This window comes from Kitasatospora griseola (genome assembly GCF_044999035.1).
Classification (GTDB): Bacteria; Actinomycetota; Actinomycetes; order Streptomycetales; family Streptomycetaceae; genus Kitasatospora; species Kitasatospora griseola.
Genome location: NZ_CP173360.1, coordinates 2,069,244 through 2,089,181 on the forward strand (window position 1 = coordinate 2,069,244; position 19,938 = coordinate 2,089,181).

13 protein-coding genes are annotated in these 19,938 nt (G+C 76.7%); 8 read left to right on the plus strand and 5 right to left on the minus strand.

Features of this window, described 5'->3' with window-relative positions; translation table 11 throughout:
- Nucleotides 1-82 precede the first annotated feature (82 nt).
- The 8 genes from ACI1MP_RS09395 to ACI1MP_RS09430 are packed head-to-tail and all read left to right on the plus strand — an operon-like array spanning nucleotide 83 to nucleotide 12,730.
- A complete protein-coding gene (locus ACI1MP_RS09395; RefSeq protein WP_404868320.1) occupies nucleotides 83-1,228 on the plus strand; it encodes a protein kinase domain-containing protein in 1,146 nt (381 codons plus the stop codon).
- Nucleotides 1,225-1,920 carry a 4Fe-4S single cluster domain-containing protein gene (locus ACI1MP_RS09400; protein ID WP_380344202.1) on the plus strand — a complete coding sequence of 232 codons (696 nt, stop codon included), beginning with the start codon at nucleotides 1,225-1,227 and terminating at the stop codon, nucleotides 1,918-1,920. Before ACI1MP_RS09395 ends, ACI1MP_RS09400 begins: the two co-directional genes overlap by 4 nt.
- Nucleotides 1,920-3,404, plus strand: a complete 1,485-nt coding sequence (locus tag ACI1MP_RS09405; RefSeq protein ID WP_404868321.1) for a hypothetical protein — start codon at nucleotides 1,920-1,922, stop codon at nucleotides 3,402-3,404. Before ACI1MP_RS09400 ends, ACI1MP_RS09405 begins: the two co-directional genes overlap by 1 nt.
- Nucleotides 3,401-5,374, plus strand: coding sequence for an AAA family ATPase (locus ACI1MP_RS09410; protein WP_404868322.1), 1,974 nt, complete (start codon nucleotides 3,401-3,403; stop codon nucleotides 5,372-5,374). Before ACI1MP_RS09405 ends, ACI1MP_RS09410 begins: the two co-directional genes overlap by 4 nt.
- Before the next feature lies 1 nt (nucleotide 5,375).
- The gene (locus ACI1MP_RS09415) at nucleotides 5,376-7,406 is read left to right on the plus strand and encodes an Hsp70 family protein (RefSeq protein WP_404868323.1); all 2,031 of its coding nucleotides are present in this window, start codon (nucleotides 5,376-5,378) and stop codon (nucleotides 7,404-7,406) included.
- On the plus strand, nucleotides 7,406-8,617 hold the full coding sequence (locus ACI1MP_RS09420) for a hypothetical protein (protein ID WP_404868324.1): 1,212 nt from the start codon (nucleotides 7,406-7,408) through the stop codon (nucleotides 8,615-8,617). The genes ACI1MP_RS09415 and ACI1MP_RS09420 overlap by 1 nt, the downstream gene beginning before the upstream one ends.
- A 1-nt stretch (nucleotide 8,618) precedes the next feature.
- On the plus strand, nucleotides 8,619-11,066 hold the full coding sequence (locus tag ACI1MP_RS09425) for a GTPase-associated protein 1-related protein (protein ID WP_404868325.1): 2,448 nt from the start codon (nucleotides 8,619-8,621) through the stop codon (nucleotides 11,064-11,066).
- A 5-nt stretch (nucleotides 11,067-11,071) separates the two neighbouring features.
- Nucleotides 11,072-12,730, plus strand: a complete 1,659-nt coding sequence (locus ACI1MP_RS09430; RefSeq protein WP_380338991.1) for a hypothetical protein — start codon at nucleotides 11,072-11,074, stop codon at nucleotides 12,728-12,730.
- A 25-nt stretch (nucleotides 12,731-12,755) separates the two neighbouring features.
- On the opposite strand, the gene ACI1MP_RS09435 is transcribed toward ACI1MP_RS09430, so the two are convergent.
- From ACI1MP_RS09435 to ACI1MP_RS09455, 5 genes are all read right to left on the minus strand, one after another.
- Nucleotides 12,756-13,859: a hypothetical protein gene (locus ACI1MP_RS09435; RefSeq protein ID WP_404868326.1), complete on the minus strand. Its 1,104-nt coding sequence runs from the start codon at nucleotides 13,857-13,859 to the stop codon at nucleotides 12,756-12,758.
- Nucleotides 13,860-13,930: 71 nt separating this feature from the next.
- Complete coding sequence (locus tag ACI1MP_RS09440) at nucleotides 13,931-14,623, minus strand: RES family NAD+ phosphorylase (protein WP_404868327.1); 693 nt, start codon at nucleotides 14,621-14,623, stop codon at nucleotides 13,931-13,933.
- Nucleotides 14,623-15,387 carry a hypothetical protein gene (locus tag ACI1MP_RS09445; protein WP_404868328.1) on the minus strand — a complete coding sequence of 255 codons (765 nt, stop codon included), beginning with the start codon at nucleotides 15,385-15,387 and terminating at the stop codon, nucleotides 14,623-14,625. The genes ACI1MP_RS09440 and ACI1MP_RS09445 overlap by 1 nt, the downstream gene beginning before the upstream one ends.
- On the minus strand, nucleotides 15,384-18,746 hold the full coding sequence (locus ACI1MP_RS09450; protein ID WP_404868329.1) for a CHAT domain-containing protein: 3,363 nt from the start codon (nucleotides 18,744-18,746) through the stop codon (nucleotides 15,384-15,386). Before ACI1MP_RS09450 ends, ACI1MP_RS09445 begins: the two co-directional genes overlap by 4 nt.
- An 80-nt stretch (nucleotides 18,747-18,826) precedes the next feature.
- A complete protein-coding gene (locus ACI1MP_RS09455) occupies nucleotides 18,827-19,363 on the minus strand; it encodes a hypothetical protein (protein ID WP_380338977.1) in 537 nt (178 codons plus the stop codon).
- Nucleotides 19,364-19,938 lie beyond the last annotated feature (575 nt).

Genomic DNA, 19,938 nt, shown 5'->3' on the forward strand with positions numbered 1-19,938 from the left:
ACCCCGCACCACCGGCCGCCTCGCTGCACACGCACCCCTGCGGCCCGGGCGCGGCCCGCCGCGGCGACGATGCGACGGCGCGGTGCGCACCCGCCCCCGGCGGTGGCCCGTGGTGGTGAGCGTGCTGGCCGCCGACGGGCGGCGCTGGCGGCTGGCCGAGCAGGTCGGCCAGGGCGGCGAGGGCGTGGTCTTCGCCGTCGCCGACCGGCCGGGGCTGGTGGCCAAGCTGGTGCCGCACCCCACCGACCCGGCCGGGCACCGGGAGCGCATCGGGCGGCTGGTGCGCCGGCGGCGCGAGCCGCACACCGCCCGGCTGCTCTCCGGCGAACTGGGCACGCTGGCCTGGCCGTTGCTGGCGGTGCGCACGGTCCGCGGCGAGGGGCACGGCTACCTGATGGCCGACCTGCGCCCGCGCCACCAGCCGCTGGACCGGCTGCTCCACGCCGCCGACCGGGAGCGGCACCTGCCGGGCGCGGACTGGGCGACCGCGCTGCGGGCCGTCGCGGCGCTGGCCGCGCTGGTGGCGGCGGTCCACGCGGAGGGGTACGTGGTCGGCGACCTCAAGCCGGGCAACGTCTGGGTGGACGGACGCGGCAGCGTCGCCCTGTCCGACCTGGACTCCTGGCAGTTCGCCGACCGCGGCACGCTGTTCGAGAGCCGGCCGCGGACCCCCGGCTACACCGCGCCGGAGCGGATCGCCGACCCGTCCGCCGCGCCGACCCGTTCCGCGGACGACTTCGTCCTGGCGGTGCTGGTGCACCAGGTGCTGATGGCCGGCCTGCACCCGTTCTTCGGGCTGCCGGCCGACGGCGGCCCGTACCTGTCGCTGGACGACAACCTGCGGCACGGGCGCTGCCGGCTGACGGACCGTCGGAGCGTCCGGCTGTCGGAGCCGCTGCCGCCTGCGGACCTGCTGCCGGGCGCGGTGCGCGTCCTGCTCCGGGCCGCCTTCGGCGAGGCCGGCCGCGGCAGTCCGGCCGCCCGGCCGACGGCGGCCGACTGGAGCAGGGTGCTCGGCGCGGAGCTGGGCCCGGGGAGGCTGCGCCGTTGCCCGGCCGAGCGCCGGCACGTGCACACCGTGGAGCGGCCCTGGTGCCCGTGGTGCGACCTGGCCGGACGGGGCCACCACGAGTACCCGGCCGAGGCCGGGGCCGCCGGACCGGCCCCGGCGCCGCCCCGAACGGTCCGGCCCGCCCGCCCGCCGCACAGCCCGGGGAGGAGTCAGTGAACGACCACGGGGGAACCAGGCTCTCCGTCGCCCGCACCCTGGCGCGCTGCACGGTCCTCGGGCCCGGCGCGCGGGCGGTGATCTGGGTGCAGGGCTGCCCGCTGCGCTGCCGCGGCTGCGTGGCCGCCGAGACCCTGCCGTTCACGCCGGCGGAGCAGGGCCGACCGGTCGCCGACCTGGTCGACTGGTTGGCGGCGCTGTCGGGAATCGAAGGCGTCACGCTCTCCGGCGGCGAGCCGTTCGCGCAGGCCGAGGCACTGGTCGAGCTGCTCGACCGGCTGCGTGAGCGGCGCCCGGAGCTGTCCGCGATGGCCTACTCCGGGTTCCGGCTGCCGGTGCTGCGCCGCGGCACCGCCGGCCAGCGGGCCCTGCTCGACCGCCTGGACCTGCTGGTGGACGGCCCGTACGTGGCCGCGCTCCACGCCGACCTGCGCTGGCGCGGCTCCTCCAACCAGCGGATCCACGCCCTGACCGCGCGGTACGCGCAGGTGCCGACGGAGCCCGACACCGGCGCCGGGCTGCAACTCTCCGTCGGCCTCGACGGCGCCGTGTCCTGGGCGGGCGTCCCGGCCGTCCCGGGGTTCCGCGCCGAACTGGAGCGCCGACTCGCGGCCGACGGCTTCGAACTGCGGACCGCACCGGGACACGAACCGTCCCACCGAGCCGCACCGCACCTCCGGGAGGGAACCTGATGAGCGGATCACCCATGTACAGCGCGGTCGGCGTGGGCGCCGCCGTCCGGGCCGCGCAGGCGGCGCAGCAGCAGGCCCGGCTGGCCGAGCGGCGCCGCCGGGAGCAGGCCCGGGCCCGGGAGCGGGCCCGGCTGGCGGCCCGGCGCGCCGCGGAGCGGGCCGCCGAGCGGGCGGCCCGGGAGCGCCGGGACCGGGCGCGGATCGCCCAGGCCCGGCGGCGGGCCGAGGAGCGCTCCGAGGAGCTCGCCCGGCGGGACGGCGCGGAGCGCGAACAGCGGCTGGCGGCGTTCGGCGAACACCGGCGGGCAGCGGTGTCGCGCAGCCTGGACGACGTGGCCAGGCTGATCACCGAGGTGCGCGGGCAGGCGGACCCGCAGACGGTGTTCGACCTGGACGGTCGACTGTCGCTGCTGCGCAGCCGGCTCCGGCTGGACCCCGACCCCTCGCTCGGCGCGGCGGCGGAGCAGCTGCGCAGCCGGGTGGTGGCCCTCCGGCGCACCGCGCCGGATCCGGAGACCCCCGATCGGGCCGGTCAACTGGCCGCTCTGGAGGGGAGGTTGGCGGCGATCAGCCCGGCCGAGGGCGGCCCGGACACCGCGGGCCGGGCCGGCTGCACGCAGCTGCTGGAGCGGATGCGCGGCGCGCTGACGGGTGGTCAGGGCCTGCGTTTCGACGCGCTGCTCGGCACCGCGGAGCACGACCTGGCCCGCCACGCCGCCGCGGTGGCGCGGGCCGAGGCCGAGACGCAGGCCCGGCGCGCGGCGGAGACCGCGGCCCGGGCCCGCCTCGTGGCCGAGGCGGAGCTCGCCGCCGAGCTGGAGCGGCTGCGGGCGGTGGCCGCGGCCGAGCAGGCGGCGGCCCGGCTCGCCGAGCAACTGCTCGAAGCGGGGCAGCGGTTCGAGGTGGTCGCCCAGGGGGCCCGGAACGCGGCGCAGGATGCCGCGGAGCTCGGCGAGCCGACGCTGCACGAGCAGCTGCTCGGCCTGCTGGACCGGGCCGGGGCCGCCCTGGCCGAGGGGCGCGGCGAGCCGGCGCTGGCCGCCGTGGCGGAGCTGGAGAGCGTGCTGCCCGCCGCCGAGGAGCGCCTGGACGACCTGCTGGCCGCGCACGAGCAGCGGACCGAGCTGGCCCGGGTGCTGCAGGACGCGATGGCCGCGGCCGGCCTGGGCTTCGCCGGGTTCGAGGACCGCGGCCAGGACCTGGTGCTGCACTTCGACCGGGCGGGCGGCGCCACCTACGAGGCGACCTTGCAGCACGACGCGACCGGCACCCCGGTGCTGAGCTACGTCGTCGAGGGCGAGCCGGACCGGATCGTCCTTCCGGCGACCGGCGAGATCACCTGCGACCGCACCGAGGCGCTGCTGGACCACGTGCACGAGCTGATGGCCGCCGACGACTACCACCCGGGTGAGCTCGACTGGGACGGCAAGCCGCCGCCCTCCGGTGTGCCCTTCACCAAGGCCGACAGGAGGAGGACGCGGTGACGGAGCACCGGCCCGAGGAGCGCCCGGACGGGCGGGCGGTCGCCGCCGATGTGGCGCCGCGCTGGGCGGTCTCGCTGTTCCTGGAGCTCTGCCGGGGCCGGCAGGCGATCGTCACCGGCCGGGTCCGCGACCGCTGGTGGCTGGCAGGCCGACCGGCCTCGTTCCGTACCGTGCTGGCCAACTGGCTGCACTTCAACGGGTCCGACGTGGTGGCCTGGTGGGACCCGGTGGGCGGCCTCGGCTTCCCGCTGGAGGGCCACCAGGAGCGGTTCGCCGCGCTGGGCCGGCGGGCCGCGCCGGGCGACCCGCCGGACCGCAGGACCGGGCCCGAGGCCCCCGGCGCCGAGGAGCGCACCCCGCCGCGCACCCCGCGCGGCGACGTGCGCCACGGCAGCCTCGCGCGGCTGTCCGCACCGCGCCCTCCGGCCCGGCAGTTCGCCTCGGCGGACGAGGCGCTCGCGGAGGCCCACCGGCTGGCCGCCGACGAGGCCAACGCGATCGCCTTCGTCTTCGAGGACCTCGACCTCGCCCTGCCGACCGACCAGCCGTCCAGCGCCCTCGGCTACCTCCGGCTGCGCGCGGCGATGACGGACGCGGTGGCGCCGCTGGCGGGCGAGCACGCCACCGCGTTCGGCGAGCGGCCGCGCAACCCGGTGCTCGCCGTCGTCGGCGACCTGGGCCGGCTGCCGGGCTGGCTGCACCGGGAGGACCCGCGCACCGTGGTGCTGCACGTCGACCCGCCCGACCAGACCGAACGGCGGCTCTGGTTCAGCATGATCGGCCGGGAGTTCAACGGCGGCCCGCAGGCCACCCGCGCCGACTTCGAGCCGCTGGTCGCCGCCACCGACGGGATGAGCGGCTGGGAGCTGGACGCGCTGGCCCGCTCCTCGCACGTCCGCCGGGTGGCGGTCCAGCAGCCGGGCCGCCTGCTGGACCGCCACCGGCTCAACGTCACCACCGACCCGTGGACCCAGCTGGACCACCGGACCATCGTCGAGGCGGCGGGCGAACTGGGCGACCGGGTGATCGGCCAGCCCGCGGCGGTCGACGCGGTGGTGGGCGCCCTGCAGTCCGCCTACGCCGGCATCGGCTTCGGCAGCTCCGGGGCCTCGCGCCCGCGCGGCGCCTTCTTCTTCGTCGGGCCGACCGGGGTGGGCAAGACCGAACTCGCCAAGTCCGTCGCCCAGTTGATCTTCGGTGATCCAAGCGCCTACGCCCGCTTCGACATGAGCGAGTACCAGCAGGAGCACTCCGCCGAGCGGCTGGCCGGCGCGCCGCCCGGCTACCTGGGCCACGAGCGCGGCGGCGAGCTGACCCGCCGGGTGCAGGAGCGCCCGTTCAGCGTGCTGCTCTTCGACGAGATCGAGAAGGCCCACCCGGTCGTCCTCGACAAGTTCCTGCAGATCCTGGAGGACGGCCGGCTGACGGACGGTCAGGGCCAGACCGCGCACTTCTCGCAGAGCCTGATCATCTTCACCTCCAACACCGGCGCCGACGGACTGCCCGCCCTGCTCGCCGAGTTCGGCGACGAACTCCCCTACAAGGTGCTCCACCAGCACTTCACCGACGCGGTGGAGGACAAGTTCCGGACCATCGGCCGCCCGGAGATCTACGGGCGGCTCAAGCCCGGCGTGGTGGTGTTCGACATGCTCCGCACCGAGCACGTGGTCGGCATCGCCGAGCGGCTGCTCGCCCAGCTCGCCGAGTCGGTCCACGAACGCCACCGGGTCGAGCTGGTGCCCGACCGGCCCCGGCTGGACCGCTGGATCACCGAGCGGATGACCGCCCCGGAGCGGCGCGCCTACGGCGGCCGGCAGATCCGCAACGAGTTCGAGGCCGTGCTGCTCGCGGTGGTGCGGTATGTGGTCGAGCAGCGGCCCGCGCCCGGGACCCGGCTGCTGCTGACCGTCGACGAGGACGACGAGGTCCGGGTCGCTCCTGACTCCGGGCCGATCGCGGGTGAGGACTGAGATGTACGGAGTGGACCTGGGCGACAGCTACGCCCGGATCGCCTGGCTGGACCACGACGGCCGGCCGGTGACGGCCGACCCGCCGCCGGACGCGCCCGCCGTGCCCGCCACGGTGCGCGGCACCCCCGGCACCGAACTGCGGGTCAGCCGCGCGCCGGGCGCCGTCTCGGCCCGCGACCGGCTGCTGCGCCGGACCGCCGGCAGCGCGGCCGCCGCGGCGGCGCTGGTGGGCTGCGTGCTCGCCGAGCTGGCCCGGCACGTGACGGCCGCCGGCCGGGAGGCCCCGCACCGGGTGGTGCTGGGCCGGCCGACCGGCGGCGAGCCCGAACTGCGCCGCGCGGCGGAGGCCGCCGGCCTGCGGGTCGAGCAGGTGCTGCCCGAGGCGGTGGCCGCCGCGCTGCACTACGGAACGGTGCGGGAGGGGGTGCGCGGCTCGGTGCTGGTCCACGACCAGGGAGCGACCGGGCTGCGGCTGTCGCTGCTGTCCGTGGACGGCGACGAACGCAGCGTCAGCGTGCTGGAGACGGTGCACCGCCCGCTCGGCGGCGACCACTGGGACCAGCGGGTGGAGGCCGAGCTGCGGCGCTCGCTCACCGCCGCGGACCACGCCCCGGACGGCGCTCTGCGGCGCACCGCGGAGCACCTGCGGCTGGCCCTGGACACCGCCGACCACGCCCGGCGGACGATCCGCTGGGGCGGCACCGACCGGACGGTGGAGCTGGACCGGCAGACGCTCGACGCGCTGGTCCGGCCGCTGCGCGAGCAGTCCGCGGCGGCGGTCGGCGACCTGCTGGACCGGATCCAGGAGCGCGGCTGGGAGCCGCCGGACACCGTGCTGCTCGCGGGCGGGCTGGGCGCCGCCCCGGGCGCGAGGGAGTCGCTGGAGCAGCTCGGACTGCTCGTCCGCTCGGACGCTCCGCAGGCAGCGGTGGCGAGCGGGCTGGCGCTGGCCCCGACCGTCGGCATGCTCTGGGTGCAGGAGGGGCCGCAGGCCGCCCCGCCGCGCCGGACGCCGCGGGCACCGGGAGCGGGGCCCGTCGATCCCGAGCCGCGGTCGTCCGAGCCGCCGGTGGACGACCCCGAGCCGCCGTCGGCTGTCCGCCCGCCCTCGGCCGACCCGGCGACGGAGCCGGAGCCCGAGGCGGTGCCGGTCCCGCCGGAACCGGCACCGCCGACCGGACCTGACGAATCGCCGGCCGGACCTGACACGCCGCCGGCCGAAGCGGAGCCGGAGCCGGCCCGGCCCGAGCCGGAACCCGAGCAGACCTGGCCCGACCCGCCGGCCGGCCGCGGGCCCGAACCCGGCCCCGGGCAGGACGCGCCGCCCCCCGAAGGGACTCCTCCCCCGGCCTGGGACCGCGGGCCCGTCGCCCCGGAACAGCCGCCGCCCGGGGCCGCCGGGGAGCACCCCGTCCCCGTCGGGCAGCTCGACGGCCTGCGCCGCGACGAGCACCTGCTGGTCCGCTGGGTGTGGCCGGACGGCGCCCAGCAGGCGCAGGTCGAGTGGCGCCTGGACGGCGAGCCGCCGGCCGGGGTCGCGCGCAGCGGCGAACTGCGCTGCTCCCGCCGCGGCTACCACCACGACGGCGGCCTGACGCTGCCGGTCGGGCGCGGCGCGGTGGTGGTCACCGTCTGGGCGCTCGCCCCGTACCCGGCCGACCCGCTCGCCGAGCCCGCCGTGCTGGACCTGCCGGCCCGACCGCCACTGGTCCGCTACGACGTGCTGGTGCCGCGCCTGCGCCCGCTGGCCGCCCGGCGCGGCTGGACCGCCCGGCTGGTCGTCAGCTCGGCGACCGGCTGCCTGCTGCCGCCGCTCCAGGTGGTGCACGGCCTCGGCCGGGCCCGCCCGACCCGCGCCGGGGAAGGCGCCGTGCTGCACGAACTGGCCGAGCAACGCCTGGCGGCGGGCGTCCCGCTCACCGTCAAGGTGGCGGTGCCGCCCACCGACGGCCCGTCCTGGCTGGTCTGCCTCGCGCCCGCCGACACCGTCGATCTGCGCCCGATCTCGCTGCACCGACTGAGAGTGACCTGATGGCCTCCGACATCGCCTGCCCGTACTGCTACGAGACCTTCCCGGTCCGCGACATCCTGTTCCGCTGCATCGCCCGGCCCGGCCCGACCGGCAGCCGGTGCAGGGCCGAGCGCGACCAGGTGCTGGAGGAGCGCCGCGGCCGGCGCGGCGAGCTCGGCCCGGTCTTCGCCGCCCGGACCCGGGGGCAGCTCGCCCCGTGCCCGACCTGCCAGGCCGTCAGCACCTTCCGGATCTGCCCGGTCTGCCACAGCACGCTGCCCGCGCAGTTCGGGCTGGTGGACAACCGGCTGATCGCCATGGTCGGCGCCAAGGCCTCCGGCAAGACGGTCTACATGACCGTCCTGCTGCACGAGTTGATGAACCGGGTGGGATCGGCCGGCGGCTTCGCGCTGATGGCCGCCGACGACGAGACCATGACCCGGTTCGACTCCGACTACCAGGACCCGCTCTACCAGGGCGGCGAGCTGTTCCACGGCACCCGGACCGCCGTGGCCAACGACCACCGGGTGGACCCGCTGGTCTTCCGGTTCGGCGTGGCGCGCCGGCGGCTGCTGGGCGCCCGGCCGGAACACACCCTGCTCTCCTTCTTCGACACCGCGGGCGAGGACTTCAGCTCACAGGAGAGCGTCCAACTGAACACCCGCTACCTGGCCAACGCCGACGGCGTGATCCTGATCCTGGACCCGCTGCAGCTGCCCGGCGCCCGCCCGCTCGCCCGGCCCGGCAGCACCCTGCCGGACACCGCGGGCGCCGACTCCCCGATCAACGTGCTCTCCCGGGTGACCAGCATGCTGCTGCCGCACCGCTCCGGCCCGGACGGCCGGCTGCTCCCGGGCGCTCGCGGCGCCGGCCGGATCAGCACGCCGATTGCGGTGGTCTTCGCCAAGCTCGACGCCGTCTGGGACACCCTGGACCCGGGCAGCCCGCTGCGCGCCCACCCGCCGGGCGGCGCGCGCTTCCACACCGCGGACAGCCTGGACGTCCACGAGGAGGTGCGCCACCTGCTGCGGGAGTGGCGCGGCGGCTCGATCGACCAGATCCTCGACGCCAACTACCGGCACTACCGGTACTTCGGGATCTCCGCGCTGGGCAACAGCCCCACGGCGGAAAGCCAGGTGGCGCCCACCGGAATCCAGCCCTACCGGGTGACCGATCCGCTGCTGTGGCTGCTCAGCGAGTTCGGCTCGGTGGCCCGGCAGAGGCGGCGGTGACATGGCCTTCCAACAGCTCTACTACACGTCCTGCGAGCACGGGCTGAGCGGCTTCTCCGGCTACCAGTTCAACGCCGTCAGCCCGGACACCCCGGCCGAGACCCGGCACCTGGTGGAGTCGCTCACCGCCTACGAGCCGCCCCGGTCGCTGCTCAACTCGCAGACCCCGCAGGAGTTGGCGCGCTGCCCGGTGAACCTGGTGCACGTGCCGGGCAGCCCGTGCGTCTCGGCGCAGGTGCGCTACGTCGGACGGGACTCGGCCCGCCGGGTCGGCAACTACTTCGCCCACGCGCTGAGCACCCCGGACTTCGACCGGGACGGCGACGGCCTGCTCGGCATCGAGCTCTGGGACTCCGAGGTCTGGCGGAGCACCCCGTCGCCGAGCACCGTCCTGCCCGAGCTGGCGGACGTCCGGCCCGGCCCGCTGTCCCGGGCGGCGGTCGGCCGCTTCCTGCACGGACACCCGCACCGCGACCTGCTCGGGCCGCTGCTCGCGGCGACCCTCGACGCGCTCGCGCACCGGCGCACCGTGCTGCTGGTCGAACAGGACTCCACGCGGGTCGCGCACTGGATCGCGGCGCTCTGCTACCTGCTGCCGCCGCCCGCAGCCCGCCGGCTCTCCTTCGCCACCTACCTGCACCGGCCCGACCGCGGCCGGCTGCACCTGGTCGGCACGGTGCCGGAGATCCGGATCGACCTGGGACCCGAGCACCAGGACGCCTTCCACCTGCTGGACCTGGTGCAGGGCCGGGCCCCGGAGCTGACGGTCCCCCCGTTGGCCCGCCTGCTCACCCGGATCGACCTGCCCGCCACCCGGATCTTCTGGGCCCGCGCCGCCGAGCACCTGCGCGGCGACGAACCGGACCCGGACGCCTGGCACGGCCCCGCCGCGGCCACCGCGGCCGCCGCCGGCACGCCGCTGGCCGAGCCCGACATCGCCGCCGTGATCGGCTGGCTGCGGCACTCCGACGACCTGCCGGCCCCGGTGGTCGGCGCCGTCCTGCACGACCTGCACCGCCAACAGCGGCTGCGCCGCGACCGGTTGACCGAGCTGATCGGGATGTCGAAGGCCGCCGGGCTGCCCGAGTTCGCCCAGCAGCTGACCGGAGAGGTGGTCGAGCACGACCTGCTGCTGTTCCGCGACGGCTCCCCGCAGGCCCTGGATCCGGTCCGGATCGACGACCCGGAGCAGCGCCTCCGGTGCACCTCGCTCTGGCTGAACCACTTCCAGGAGGCCCACGGCGCGGCCGCGTTGCGCCTGCTCGCCTGGGCGGACGGCGCCGGCCTGGAACCGCCCGAGCACGAACTCGCCCGGCACGGCGCCCGGATCACCGAACGGCTGCTCGCCACCGCGGTGACCGCCGCCGCACCGGTCGGGCTGGAACAGCCGCTGACGGCCGCCGCCCGCCGCTGGCCCGCCTTCCGGCAGGGCCTGGCGGGCGCCGTGCTGGGGCTGGAGCAGGGTCGCCCCGGCCAGTTCCGCGAGGTGCTGCGCACCCTGCCGCCCGGGCTGCTCACCGAGGACGACCTGGCCGAGCGCCCGGACCTGCTGGAGGACTTCCTGGTGGTCGAGGTGGAGCGCCACCGGGCCCGCGCGGGCGCCACCCTGGTCCGCATCCTCGCCGCCCGGGGCAGCGGCGAGGTCGACCTGACGCTGCTCCAGTCGCTCTGGCCGGGCCACGGAAACCGCTGGTCGCACGCCGAGGCCCACACCCTGCTGCGCAGACTCCCGCCCGACCTGCACTGGACCGGCGGCGCCGGACAGTGGCTCGCCGCGACCGTCCTCCAGGACGCCCCCGGCCCGCTGGAACTCGCGGCCTTCCTGCAACTCGCCGAACTGCTGAGCCGCCCGCCCCGGGCCGACTGGCTGCCGGCCGACGCGCAGGCCTGCGTCGGGTACGCCCTGAAGCTCCGGACCGCGATCGAACAGGCCCGCACCGCCGACCAGTTGGCCGAACTGCTGGACGACCGCCCGGCCGACGGGTGGCTCCCCGCCCAGGCCCTGCTGCGCCGGCACCTGCCCCGGGCACTGACCGACCGGATGGTCCACCAGCCCGCCGTGACCGGCCCGCTGCTGGGCCGGCTGGACGGGCCGACCACGGCCGACTACCTGGCCCGGCTCGACGAGCAGACCCGGCGGGTGAGCCGCACCGCCCCGGCGGGTGAGCCGCTGATCAGCCACCTGACGGCCGTCGCCCGCGCCAAGCTGGCCGAGCGGCCCCGCGCCCGGGTCGTCGCGATCCTCACGCACGCCGGAAACCGCTGGCCCCCGGCCGACCTGGCCCGGCTCGCGGAGGCGATGCGCCCGGTGCACCGCGGCTGGGCCGACGCCCTCGACCGCGCGCTGGCGAAACGCCCGCCGACCCTCACGCAGCGCCTGACCCGCTGGCTCCCCGACCGCCGGACCAGGGCCGACCGCAGCCCCACCCCACCGAACCCGCAGGAGTGAGTCCGTTGGCCGAACTCGTCGGCGTCGTCCTGGCCTTCCTCGCCTACCTCGCCGCTCTCACCCTCTTCGTCGTGTTCGTCGCCCCGATCGTGGCGGCCGCACAGGCACTGCACCTCGTCGCCCTGCTGCTGCTCGGGCACGCCCGGCTGCTCGACGCGGTGCTGCGCCGGCACGAACCGGAGTTCCAGACCCGTCCGCTGCCGCGCCCCGACGACGAACCCCAACCGGCGCACCGCAGCTACTGGTTCGGCCCCGCCCAGCGCGACCTGCTGCTGATCGGCACGCACGGCCACCGGCGGGTCCGGCGGACCGCCGCCACCGCCTTCCGGACCGTCACCGACCGGATCGAGCAGAGCTCGGCCGACCTGCGGCCCGTCACCGTGCCGTTCGGCCTGGCGCTCTACGCCGGCCTGGCGGTCGGCCTGGGCCTCGCCGCCGGGCTGCTGGGCGTGCTGATGGTGCTGCACTGGCTGGTGATCCTGCTGCTGCAGGGCGGCGTCCGGCTGGCGGCGGTCCTGCTGGCGGGCGTGGACCTCGTGCTCCTGCGGATCCGCAACCTGCACGAGGGCGTGCTCTGCCCGCACTGCTTCGACCGGGTCCGGCGGCCCGTCCACGAGTGCTCCGACGAAGACTGCCGGCGCCGGCACACCGAGCTGCGCCCGGGCCGGTACGGGCTGCTGCACCGCCGGTGCGCCTGCGGCCGGCGGCTGCCCACCACCTTGCTCGGCGGCCGCTACCGGCTGCCCGGCTACTGCACCCACGCCACCTGCGGGCGGCAGCTGAGCACCGAGACCGGTCGGCTCGCCGAGTTCGCGCTGCCGCTGATCGGCGGCCGGGCGGCCGGCAAGACCCAGCTGATGGCGGCGATCCTGACGCTCCTCCAGCGGCCCGACCCGGACGGCCGGGCGCACGGGCGGCTCGCCGACCGGGAGACCGAGGAGCGCTACCAGTTGCTGCGCGAGGTGCTGGAGATCAGCGGCCACCCTCGCGCCACCCCGCCCGAACTGCGCCGCGGCTACTCGGTGCTGCTGGACCGCGGCCGGCCGCCCCGGCTGCTGCACCTGTTCGACACGGCCGGCGAGCGGTTCGTCCGGCGCGAGGAGACCGACGCGCTGCGCTACGCGCGGGCGGCCCGGACCTTCCTGTTCGTCCTCGACCCGCTCGCCGTGCCGGACTTCTGGAACCAGCTCGGCCCGGCGCAGGCGGACCGGCTGGACCGCACGCTCGCCTCGGACATGCGCCCCGGCGACGTGTTCGCGGCGGCGGTCAACGCCATCGGGGCGATGGGCGTGCCGCTGAAGCGCTGCCGACTGGCCGTCGCGATCAGCAAGGCGGACCTGCTCGAACAGGCCCTGGACGGGCCGGCCGGCCTGCCCCGGCAGGACGACAGCGACGCGGCTCGGCGGTGGCTGACGGAACACCTGGGGCTGGGCGGCCTGCTGGAGAACATGAGCCTGGAGTTCCGCGAGGTCCGGTTCTTCTTCACGGCCTCCGTGCTGAGCGACCCTCAGGAGGACGGCGCCGAGCCCGAGTTGCACGAGAGCGTGGCGCCGCTGCTGCGCTGGTGCCTGGCCGGCAGCCGGAGGCCGAGGGTCCGGCCCCGGCCCCGGGGCGCCGTCCCGGCGCAGCGCACGGCCCCGGCGCGGGCCCGGGTGCTGCGGTGACGTGCTCCGCCCGGCCGGGCCCCGGTCAGCCCGCCGGCCTCCGGTCGTGGGCCGGGCGGAGCCCGGCCGGGATCCGCTCCACCAGCGCCGCCGCCTCGGGCGTGCGCACCACGAAGTGCACCTCCCACTGCGCGCCGCGCGCCAACTCGGCCTCCACGGCCGCCCAGACGGCGGCCAGGCTGACCTCGTGCGGCAGGCCGCCGCGCCCCGAGCCGAGCAGCGGGAAGCAGATCGAGCGCAGCGGCGGATCGAACCGCCGGTGCTCCTCGGCGAGGACGGCGAGTGCCCGGGCGGCGGCCCGGGTGACGTCGGTGGGCAGCACGTCGTAGTCGTTGGTGCCGGCCCGGGGCACCGCCACGGCCGCGTGGTAGATCCGTCGCACTCCCTGCTCGGCCAGGGCTCCCGAGCCGGTGGCGGCGACCGTTCCGGGCCGCACGGCGCGCCCGGCGACCCCGTGCTCGGCCGCCCAGGCGCGCAGTTCGTCCTGCACCGGGTCGGCCAGCACGTCACCCGTCACCCCGTGCCGGGCCGAGGCCCGGCGCAGCGAGGCGGCGACCGAGGACTTGTACGGCTCGGGCAGCGCGAAGTGCAGGTTGGACGGGGACACCACGACGTCGACCTCGCGCAGCAGGTCCACCGGGTGCACGTGCAGGGTGAGTTCCACCTGCCGTCCGCCGGCCGGGCAGCGGACGGTGCGGTGCGTGCCGCCGCCCGGCCCGGCGGTCGGCGCGGGAGCGGCGGCGGGCGCGGCGGCGAGCCGCAGGATGTGCTCGGCCACCTGCTCCAGGACCACCACCTCGTGGTCCTTGCGGAACCGTTCGACGCTCACCCGGTACACCTCGGCGGCCCGGGCCCGGCGCTCGGAGGCCGGCCGGTCCCGGGTGCCCGGGGCCAACCCGAGGGTGTACTCGGCGGCGGTCCGCAGCGTCCCGGCGTCCAGCTGCGACACGGCCAGCCGCAGCAGTGACTCGACGGCCGCACCGGCGGTCCCGGCGGTGGAGGGGACCACCGCGTCCGCGGCCGACTCCAGGGCGGGCAGCGCTCGGCCGCGCAGACGGACCGGCCCGGCCCGCCTGACCTCCTTGAGTTCGGACACGAGTGACGCTGGGTCAGGTACGGGCGCGGCCATGCGCCCACCATGGCATCACGGCGCGGGGGCGGACAAGTAGCCGGTGCGCAGCGCCGGTTGACCGGCCGGGCTCACCACCCTACCGGGACGGAGATCTCCGCCCAGAGCGGCTCCAGCAGCTCGTTGGCCTGCTTCAGGCCCTCCCGGGAGCCGAGGTCGGCGATGCTCCGCTCCGCCACCACCTCCAGCGGCCCGCCGTCGCCCTGCTCGACGCGGTCCCGGTAGAGCACCATGACGTCCTCGCCACGGTTGCGCCGGGAGTCCCAGAGCAGGCCCTGCGCGTTCGGCGCCTGGGCCCGGATCTCGCTGGACCAGCGCCGGGCCACCGCGTAGTTCCGCTCGTCCTCCAGCAGCGAGGCATCCTGCCGGACGGCGGCCAGGTCCGCACCGGTGCGCAGCGCGACCAGCGCCAGGTCGTGGCGCACCCGCAGGCAGCTGAGCGAGCGTCCGTGCGCCGCGGCGTAGAGGATCTCCCGCTTGCCGTCCCGGCCGCTGTAGGGCACGGAGCGCAGCAGGCTCTCGGCCATCGCGGTGACCGGGCTGCCGGCCAGGTAGAGGTAGTGGTACGGGTCTAGGACGGTGCCCTCGAACCGGCCCCCGTCGAAGTGGATGTCGGACAGCCGGTCGTTGAACTGGTTCGGCGCGTACTTGGAGTGGTGCACCCGCCACAGTTCGGTGCCCGCGGCGACCGTGTGGAAGTTGGGACACAGCAGCCTGCCGGTCCTCGGGAAGAACCCGGTCGGGTCGAAGGTGCGCTCGCTCATCATTCCCCCTCCACCAGCTGGGTGGCCGCGCCGACCAGTCGGTGGTCGGGCAGCAGGCCGAGCAGGTCGGCGGGTGTGCCGCCCAGCCAGCTGTTCTCGCTCAGCCACCAGGTCCCGGCGCCCCAGGGGTCGATGTCGGCCAGCAGCAGCCGGTTGACCTCCAGCACCACCTGGCGCGGGGCCCCGACGCCGTCGACGAACTGGAACCGCGGGTAGCGGTCGCCCTCACGAGGGGCCGTCACCCGGATCAGCTCGACCGGCGGCGGGCCGCCGCAGCGGTCCCGGGTCTCCTGCGCGGAGAACGTCCCGACGCCGAGCAGCAGGTGGCCGGGCCGGGTCCCGGTCTCCGGGAGCGCGGGTTCGGCTTCGGGTCCGGCTTCGGGTCCAGCCTCGGCTTCGGCTTCGGCTTCGGGTTCGGGTTCGGGTTCGAAGGCGGGTGCCGACAGCCAGGCCAGCAGCTCGCGCGCCGCGGAGACGTCCACCGGCTCGGGCGGGGCGGCGGTCAGCCGCCAGGACTCCAGCGCGACGCTCACCCGGTGGTCGAACGGCAGCGGCCGCAGCGCCCGGCGGACGCCCTGCATCGCGTGCCGCCGGCCCCGGTCGTCGCCCTCGGCCACGGCGGCGAGCACCGCGAGCCGTTCCAGCAGCAGCGCGTACCCCTCCTCGCCGAGCGCGGCGCGGATGCTGTCGTGGTGCTCCCGGATCAGGTCGAGCAGCGGGTCGCCCGCCGGGCTCCGGCCGGCGCCCGTTCCGTCCTCGTTCATCCGGTCCTCCTTTCGCTGGTGGTGTCGTCGTTCGCGGCTCCGGGGCCGGGGTGGCCCTGGTGGATGAAGGCCCCCCAGTGGACGATCCGGTCGAGGTCGGGCCGGCCCGCCGCCCGGAGCAGGTCGCCGTGCAGCGAGCCGGGATTGGACCGCCGCGGGTCGAGCATCCACAGCTGCGCGGACCGCAGCGCCTCGGCAGGGCTGAGCCGGTCCTCGTTCAGGTAGTGGTGGAACACGGCCATCAGCACCGCCGTGGCGCCGTCCGAGGCGGCCCATCGGGAGCCGATGACGTCCCGCGCGCCGGCTGTGACGAAGCCGGTGGTGACGGTCAGCGCCTCGTCGTGGTCACGCGTCGACAGGTCCGTCTGACAGGCGCTCAGCACCACCAGCGGGCCGTCCTCCCGGCCGGCCGCCGCACCGGGCCGGTCGAGCAGCCGGCTGACCGTCAGCCGGTCGGCCGGTCGTTCGACGGTGCCGGGGACCGGCAGGCTCAGGCCCGAGGCCGTGGGGCTGGTCCCCGCCGAGCCGTGCGCGGCCACGTGGAGCAGCGACAGGCCGTCGGCGAGGTGGCCGAGGACCGCCTCGGGCGTTCCCGGGGACAGTTCGTCCTCCGCCAGCCCCGGCACGTCCCCGCACACCCGGGCGTCCGGGTAGAAGGAGTCCCGCAGCGCCAGCACCTCGTCCTCGGCGTAGCTCAGCGTGTACGTCGGGTCGGCGATCAGCACCGGCGCCGCCGCCGGGGGCCGGGGCGCGAGCCGCAGCGTGCGCAGGAACTGGCCGCCGGAGGCGGCGTAGCTGACCACCGCACGCCGGACCAGGTAGCCGCCCTCGGGGTGCCGGGCGGCGTGCCAGGGCACGATGCCGAGCCGTCCGCAGGGCACCAGGACGAGCCGCAACGGCCGCCCCGCGGCGCCGAGTTCGTGCTCCAGGCCGTCGACCAGCGGACCGAGCACCTGGCCGGCCCAGTCGCAGAGCGCGCTGAGCGCGTCCTCCCAGGCCTGCCGCAGCGCGGGGGCGTCCGCCCCGGCCCGGTGCTCGGCGGCGGCGTCCAGGTAGCGTTCGAGCGGCGCGCTCCCGGCCGCGGACAGCTGCTGCACGACACCCATCCGGATCCCGAGCCTGGGCGCCACCGCGAGCACCACGCCGGGGCTGACGGCGTCCCCCGGGATCAGGTGGAGCAGCGCGTCGGCGCCGCACTCGGCGAGCCCGTCGGCGAGTTCGGCCGGTGTCGGCGCGGCGAGCAGGCCGTCCTGCTGCCGGTAGCCGAGCGCGTCCAGCGCCCGGCGGCGCAGGGTGCTGGGCAGTTCGGCGGGCACCCCGCCGCCTGGCCGGTCACGGGGCCGGTCTCCGCCGCCCGCGGCGGCCGCCCGCCAGTCCGCGGCGAGCTCCGTGTGCCCGCGCCGCTCCAGGAGTTCGGGGACGGTGGCGGACGTGGACGCCGCGTGCAGCACCAGTGCCCGGCCCGACTCCAGTGCGGCCACCGCCTCGTGCGGGCGTCCCTGGGAAGCGGCCCAGAGCGCGGCCTGGACGCCGCGGCCGGCCGCGGCGCGGGCGGCCACCAGCCCGTGCTCGGCGCCCTCCTGCATCAGCACGTCCGCGGCGAGCGCGGCCAGCGCCTCCCGGGCGGCCGTCAGGGCCCGGGTGTCCGACACGTCCTCGTCCTCGACGGCCCGGACGCGGTACGCCTCGGCCAGCTGCCACAGCGCCTCCGCGGCGATCCGCGGCGCCCGGCCCTGGCGGATGCCGTCGCGCACCCGCTCCAACTCGCGGATCAGCCGGTCGAGGACCGCCCGGTCCCGGGTCACGCTGTACGTGACGGCGAGAGCGAGCGCCGCGGCGTGGACCTCGTCCGTCGAGGCGTGCGCCGGCGGGGAGGCGTGCCCCGCGGGGGCCGCCGCCATCGCCGCCGCCGGGTCGTCGGACAGCGCGGCCCGCAGCACATCGAGCCCGGGGAGGGCGGGGATCGGCACGGCGCCGCCGAACAGCGGCCCGAACGCCTCGAAGGCGGACCGCCCCTCGTCGAATCCGGCCAGGCCGTTGCGGGCCAGCTCCCGATCGCCGGTGACGACGCCGAGCTTGGCCCGGGCCGCACCGAGCGTCAGCGCCACCATCCCGTGGAACATGTCGTCGGGGGCGTCCGCCGCCAACTGCTCGGCCTCGGCCGTCAGCCGCCGCAACTCGGCCACCTCGGCCGCGTCGGCGTTCGCGCTCTCCACCGTGGCCATGATCGCGCCGTACAGCTCCATCACCCGGACCAGGACGCGGGGGTCCCCGGTGCCGGGTGGCAGGCGGTGCCGGACCCGTTCCATGGCGTCCCGGACCGCCGCCAGGTGGCCGCCGCCCGCCTCGCGGTCCTGGAGCGTGCCGCCGGCCGCGCCCCCGACGTTGAGGAGCAGCGCCCGAACCCCCTCCAGGTAGTCGGTCGGGTCGAACCCCGGGGGCATGTCGTCCTGGACGGCGCGCAGCCGACCGAGCAGGCCGTTGATGCCCTGGTGGGGATCGGCGCTGTTGAGCACCTCCCGCAAGCCTTCGTCGGCCGCGTTGACGGCGTCCAGGCCGGCGGCCAGACGACGGAGGTCCTCGCGCGTCAGCTTGGTCGGCGGCCCGGTCGGGACGGGCCCGGGGCGCTCGTCGTTCGGCGTACCGGCCGCCGGAGGTGTCGGACGTGTCGGGGCCGGCCGGCCCGCTGCCTGGCCGAGGAAACCGCCCAGCAGCTGCCGCAACTGATCCGCGAACGGGTCGCCGGCCGGGAGCATGCCCTCCAGCGCCTCGGCGATCCCGGCCGGGGTCTGGGCCGCCGCCATCTGCCGCAACTGCTTCGGACTGGCGCCGGAGTCCGGGGGCAGCGGGAGGTCCGCGACCTCCGCGGACAGCTCCTGGATCTCCGTCGCGACGCTCGTCATCCCGGCCGGCCCCGCGCGCTCGGTCCAGGCCAGGAACGCCGAGAGGTCGGGCACGTCCCGGAAGCCCTCCTGTGGAACCAGCGGCGAGAGCAGGCCGATCAGCCCGAGCGCCGCCCACTTGCGGTGCTCCTCGTCCGCCGCCGCCCCCAGCTCCGTGCCGCGGTCCCGCACCCCGCGCAGCAACTGCTCGGCCCGTTCCCGGTCGGCCGGCACCCCGCCGCCGGCCGAGCGACGCATCGCCAGCGCGACGCCCCACCACATGCTCGTCGCGCTGCGCAGCACCGGCTCGTGGTCCAACAGGCTTGCCAGCTGCTCCAGTTCGGCGACCGACGCGTCCCAGTCCGCGAGCGGCGCCGGGCCTCCCCGCACCATCGGGAGCAGCCGCTTCACCCGCTCCTGCGCGTCCGCCGCCCAGGCCCGCAGCCCGCGCATCCCGCCGTCCGCCTGCTCGTCCACCGGCACTCCGCCCTCCCTGACCCACCGTCACTATGCCGATCCGGCGGGCCTCCGACAGCCGAATCCCGCGACTTGCCGGATCATCGACCGACATCCGACCGGGACACGCCCAGTTGGAACCTCATCTCGGCCCGGATCCGACGCAACGCGGTCCACAGCACGGCGATCCGCTCCCGCACCGCCTCCGGCGAGTCCCCGGGTCGGGGCACCCCGCCGTCGAGCCGGCGGACCATGCCGTACACCGCCCCCAGCTCCCGACTGAACCGGCCCGCCGGGCCGAGCACCGGCTCGGGAACCCGCACCTGCGCCTCGGCGTAGACCTCGCGGAAGTGGTCGCGCGCCGCGGTCAGCCGCCGACGGGCGTCCGGGAGGTCGGGCTCGTGCCCCAGCGCGTGCAACTGGTCGGTGAGCGCGGCCAGATACTGCCGGGCCGCCGCGTTCAACGCGACGAAGCAGGCACGCAACTGCTGCTCCTGCTGACGCCGGTCCGCCGCCTCCTGCGCCCGTTCCCGCTCGCGCTGCCGACTGCGGTCGGCCGCCCGACGCGTCAACAACGCCGACAGCAGCGTCCCGACCACGCCGACAATCGCGACGCCCAACGTTCCGGTGTCCCCCATGCCTCCCCTGCCTCCCGTCCGCCCTGCCCGCCCTGCCCGCCCCCAGGCCAGCAAAGCAGCGCCCCCGTCCGGGCGGAATCCGCCGCCCGGTGATCACCCGGTGTTCGACCTGCCCGCGACCACCCCCGGGGCTTTCGCGCGGCCCGGCGCGCCGTGGCGCCCCCTCACGGCGGCGGGCCGGCGGGCCCGTTCGGGGCCGTGTACTGCGGGCCGCGCCACCGTACGCGGACGCCCTCGGCGAGCGTCGGGGGCGACGCGGCAGCACGATTCACGCAACCCGGGCGAGAGGCCGGCCGGGTCGACGAGGTCGGCCCCGTGCGGCGGGGAGGCCACCGCCTCGGCAGCCCGCGACTGATGGTGAACTCGCGAAGGCCGATGCCACGCGATCAAGCTGCCCTACTCACCGAACGTGCTCCGTGATCACCCTCGCGACGTGTCGCCGGGTACGTGTCCCGGCAGTCGGTCTTGCCGTGCTCCACGCCCCGCCCCGCGCGCTCTGCCGACACACCTGCCACTCTCGCAACTCTCCACGCGCCACCACCACTTGGTTCCCTTCTCGCGACCTGTCAGGTCGG

Excerpts from the sequence above, each read along its gene's own strand:
- ACI1MP_RS09405 (WP_404868321.1), top strand. The coding sequence starts at position 1,920 with ATGAGCGGATCACCCATGTACAGCGCGGTCGGCGTGGGCGCCGCCGTC.
- ACI1MP_RS09415 (WP_404868323.1), top strand. The coding sequence starts at position 5,376 with ATGTACGGAGTGGACCTGGGCGACAGCTACGCCCGGATCGCCTGGCTG.
- ACI1MP_RS09420 (WP_404868324.1), top strand. The coding sequence starts at position 7,406 with ATGGCCTCCGACATCGCCTGCCCGTACTGCTACGAGACCTTCCCGGTC.
- ACI1MP_RS09425 (WP_404868325.1), top strand. The coding sequence starts at position 8,619 with ATGGCCTTCCAACAGCTCTACTACACGTCCTGCGAGCACGGGCTGAGC.
- ACI1MP_RS09435 (WP_404868326.1), bottom strand. The coding sequence starts at position 13,859 with ATGGCCGCGCCCGTACCTGACCCAGCGTCACTCGTGTCCGAACTCAAG.
- ACI1MP_RS09440 (WP_404868327.1), bottom strand. The coding sequence starts at position 14,623 with ATGAGCGAGCGCACCTTCGACCCGACCGGGTTCTTCCCGAGGACCGGC.
- ACI1MP_RS09445 (WP_404868328.1), bottom strand. The coding sequence starts at position 15,387 with ATGAACGAGGACGGAACGGGCGCCGGCCGGAGCCCGGCGGGCGACCCG.
- ACI1MP_RS09455 (WP_380338977.1), bottom strand. The coding sequence starts at position 19,363 with ATGGGGGACACCGGAACGTTGGGCGTCGCGATTGTCGGCGTGGTCGGG.